The organism is Marinagarivorans sp. (genome assembly GCF_982758155.1).
Window position 1 is genome coordinate 1 of the sequence record NZ_CEXWTU010000344.1, and the last position, 3,688, is coordinate 3,688.

5 protein-coding genes are annotated in these 3,688 nt (G+C 47.9%); 3 read left to right on the forward strand and 2 right to left on the reverse strand.

Annotated features, from left to right (window positions below):
• Nucleotides 1–123: 123 nt before the first annotated feature.
• Nucleotides 124–660: a TlpA family protein disulfide reductase gene (locus AC3A8L_RS20575; RefSeq protein WP_487964148.1), complete on the forward strand. Its 537-nt coding sequence runs from the start codon at nucleotides 124–126 to the stop codon at nucleotides 658–660.
• Nucleotides 661–840: 180 nt separating this feature from the next.
• Here the strand turns inward: AC3A8L_RS20575 and AC3A8L_RS20580 are convergent, their stop codons facing one another.
• Nucleotides 841–1,203 (reverse strand): DUF2750 domain-containing protein, encoded by a 363-nt coding sequence (locus tag AC3A8L_RS20580; protein WP_487964149.1) that lies wholly within the window; start codon nucleotides 1,201–1,203, stop codon nucleotides 841–843.
• Nucleotides 1,204–1,250: 47 nt separating this feature from the next.
• Nucleotides 1,251–1,895 (reverse strand): MBL fold metallo-hydrolase, encoded by a 645-nt coding sequence (locus AC3A8L_RS20585; protein ID WP_487964150.1) that lies wholly within the window; start codon nucleotides 1,893–1,895, stop codon nucleotides 1,251–1,253.
• Between the two features lie 170 nt (nucleotides 1,896–2,065).
• Between AC3A8L_RS20585 and AC3A8L_RS20590 the strand changes: the two genes are divergently transcribed.
• Together AC3A8L_RS20590 and AC3A8L_RS20595 are read left to right on the forward strand one after the other, a co-directional pair.
• Nucleotides 2,066–2,677: a histidine kinase gene (locus AC3A8L_RS20590; protein WP_487964151.1), complete on the forward strand. Its 612-nt coding sequence runs from the start codon at nucleotides 2,066–2,068 to the stop codon at nucleotides 2,675–2,677.
• Nucleotides 2,678–3,640 (forward strand): sensor domain-containing diguanylate cyclase, encoded by a 963-nt coding sequence (locus tag AC3A8L_RS20595; protein ID WP_487964152.1) that lies wholly within the window; start codon nucleotides 2,678–2,680, stop codon nucleotides 3,638–3,640.
• Nucleotides 3,641–3,688 lie beyond the last annotated feature (48 nt).

The following is a 3,688-nucleotide window of genomic DNA, read 5'->3' on the forward strand; positions in this document are numbered from 1 at the left end:
TACATGCCCCGGCATGCGCCCCTTTAAGCGCCTCGATAAGAAAGCCGATCTCTTCTCCTAATTGGATAAACTATTATTGCCTCGCCCCTAAGCTCTTCATATAATTCATTAAAGGTTTACTGCATGCATAGGTCGAGCACTCAAATGCCACACAAGCGCCTCTTAGTCAGCCTGTGCGCCCTAATGCTATTATTGCTTGCCCACGTAAGCCTGCAGGCCGAAACGCTAATGGCTGGAGATACAGCGCCCAACTGGATGCTGCGAGATGCAGAGGGAGAAGCCGTATTACTTTACGAAGAAGTCGACAAAAAAGCCGTGGTTGTGATGTTTTTTTGGGCCACTTGGTGCCAAAAGTGCAGCGATTTACTGCCTGAGCTTCAAAAGCTGGCCGAGTTGAGTGATCCAGCTAATACAACATTTTATGCGCTGAACATTTGGGAAGACAAAGATCCAACCGAATATCTAGAATCACGAGGCATCACCTTACCCTTACTCACAAAAGCAGAATCTGTTGCTCAACGCTATGGCGTAGGCGGCACACCCAGCCTTATCGTCATAGACTCCAACCGAAAGATCTTGCTCACCCATCAAGCCGGTGAAATCAGCAACCTTCATAAACAGATCGGTGTATTTTTACCTACGCACACCAATTCGCAATGACGCTATGGCACAGAGGAGTTAGGGCCGAGGAAAAAATACTTCATCCAATAATACTAGCCTCCTGCTTCCTCAGCCGCGTTGCTCAAAGCGTTACATGCCCCGGCATGCGCCCCTTCGAGCGCCTTGCTGAGAAAACAGGCGCCCTCGTCTAATTAGACAAACCATGTATTGCCCCGCCCCTTATTCAGATTCGAAATCTTCAAGCAAATCCAGAGGCTCCACTTCATCACCTTCCATATCGGCATTCCAATTAACGCCAACCAACAGTAAATCATCATGCATACCAGGTAACCACTCATCCAGCAGTTCCTCTAACGATATAGGCACAGGCTTGTAGCAGCTCCACTCATCCACACAATGCGCTTTTGCAAATTCAGGCTGAGACCACAACGGCATAACATCCACTGCTTCACTCACATTGGATGGGCACAGCGCAAACCCGTCTTCGCCTTCTAGCGCCCAAACACAACCCGTATCTTCAGCTTCAACCATAAAACGATCAAAGTTTTCATCTAGATCTTTCGACAACATTACATCGGTCATTACACACTCCAAAATAGTCTCGCGCCGCAATACAGGCGGCATAAGTTTTAACCGAAGTTTTTATCCGCAACAAAAGGATTACTTAGACGCTCATCGCCAAAAGTAGACATCTCACCGTGCCCAGGAATAAAACGAACATCATCACCCAACGGCCAAAGGCGCTGGGTGATGGAAGTAACCAACTGCTTATGATTCCCTCGAGGGAAGTCCGTGCGCCCTATCGAACCCTTAAACAAAACATCGCCCACCCAAGCCAATCGATCCGGCTTACTAAACAACACAACATGGCCTGGCGTATGACCTGGACAATGCAGTATTTGCAATTCAGAGTCACCCACAGTGACGCAATCACCATGCTCCAGCCAGCGCTCGGGCACAAATGTTGGTTGAGGTTCAAAACCCATCATCGTCGCCTGCTGATCGAGGATTTGAATCCAAAATTCATCATCGCGATGCGGCCCCTCAACAGGAACCCCTGTTGCTTTAACGAGCGCAGCCGTACCGCCCACATGATCCATATGGCCATGCGTCAAAATGATTTTCTCAAGGGTCACCCCCAAACGATCTAGCTCAGCCAAAAGAACAGGGATATCACCTCCCGGATCAACCACCGCCGCCTGATTCGTTTGCTCGCACCAAATAATGCTGCAATTTTGCTGATAATGCGTGACAGGAACAATTTTGAATTTCATAAGATAGGACTTAATAACAATGACACTGATACACGCTAACCTACCGATATATAAAGGTTTTAGGTCCACCAAGAACAAGCGATATCACAAATTGCTGAAAATAACGCGGCATTCTAACGTGGGCTGTCTAGAATAGATATTAATAGCATTGGTTTTGGGGTTAGCTGCGCATGAGCGCCATATTGAACATGAGTGAGGATCAACGCGATGCCTTACAAGAGCTTACCAACGTCGCCATGGGTCAAGCAGGCGATCGACTCGCTCGCCTGCTTGACACATTTGTCGTCTTGTCGATCCCGCATATCGAGATTATGGAGCCGCAAGACATTGCAATGACACTACAATCAATCGACACCACTGACACTATCTCTGGGGTCTGCCAAGGTTTTATTGGCGGCGGTATTGCTGGCGAAGCCATCCTTCTTTATAACGACACCAGTTTTGCTGACCTTGCCCGCCTACTGCAATACGACGACGAGCTCGACGAGCAAGCTGAGCGTGAATTATTAATGGATACCACCAACGTCTTGTTTGGCGCCTGCATTAAAGGGCTAGCCGAACAAATCGATATGGACTTCAGCTTTGGCCCTCCCACCGTTCTAGGCCAGCATCAAAAAATCAGTGAAATGTTTGACCCCACCACAAGCATTTGGCGCCACGCGCTCGTCACCGAAATTAACTACAAACTAGAAGGTTACAACGTTAATTGCGACCTCCTTATTTTGATGACTGACGAATCCATATCGCGGCTAATGCATAAAATTGACTACCTTCTCGAGTAAATCATGAGCAACGAAGAATTCATGCAAGATTTTCACTGGCTAATGGATGTGCTTCAAAACATCGATGTTGGTCTAGTGATACTCGATGAAGATTACAACGTGCAGCTGTGGAATAGCTTCATGCAGAATCACAGCGCCAGGCTCCCGACCGACGTACTGGGCGGCAACCTATTTACCAGCTTCCCCGAACTCCCAAAAGAATGGTTCATGCGTAAAGTGGAATCCGTACGCGTACTGCACAACTCCGCATTCACCACATGGGAACAGCGCCCCTACCTTTTTAAATTCAGAAATTATCGCCCAGTGACTGGCATGACAGAATTCATGTACCAAAATTGCACAATTATGCCTATCACTAATGCACGCAGTGAAATTACACACATCTGCCTGATTATTTACGATGTCACCGAGGTCGCCGCTAACCGGCTTCAATTACAGCGCGCCAACAGCAAGTTACATATCATAAGCCAAACCGACGGGCTAACAGGCTTACTCAATCGTAAGCACTGGGAAGAAGGCTTGCAGCATGAATTTAAACGCTACCAACGCTACAAACACACATGCAGTTTGGTGATGTTCGATATCGATCACTTCAAACGCATCAACGACACCTACGGCCACCCAGCTGGTGATGAGGTTATTCGCCAAACCGCCGCCGTCATCAAGCAGTGCGTACGCGATATCGATATCTGTGGGCGCTATGGCGGAGAAGAATTCACCATTATTCTGGTTGATACCAATACCGAAGGCGCCACAATCGTTGCAGAACGATTAAGAAAAGCGATTGAGGCCAACACCGTTTACTACGATGAGCACGTCATTAACTTCACCATTAGTTTAGGCGTTGCCGAAATCCACGACCAAATCACAGCACCCGTTGAATGGATTGACGCCTCCGACCGCGGTCTATATCGCGCCAAGAGAGCAGGCCGCAACCAAACCCAAATTTATTCTGCGACCTAAGGGGCGAGGAAACAATATTTCATCCACTAATGCTTGATCTCAACCTCC

What these genes read in the sequence shown, in the direction of transcription:
- AC3A8L_RS20575 (WP_487964148.1), top strand. Translation starts at nt 124, where the DNA reads ATGCATAGGTCGAGCACTCAAATGCCACACAAGCGCCTCTTAGTCAGC.
- AC3A8L_RS20580 (WP_487964149.1), bottom strand. Translation starts at nt 1,203, where the DNA reads ATGACCGATGTAATGTTGTCGAAAGATCTAGATGAAAACTTTGATCGT.
- AC3A8L_RS20585 (WP_487964150.1), bottom strand. Translation starts at nt 1,895, where the DNA reads ATGAAATTCAAAATTGTTCCTGTCACGCATTATCAGCAAAATTGCAGC.
- AC3A8L_RS20590 (WP_487964151.1), top strand. Translation starts at nt 2,066, where the DNA reads ATGAGCGCCATATTGAACATGAGTGAGGATCAACGCGATGCCTTACAA.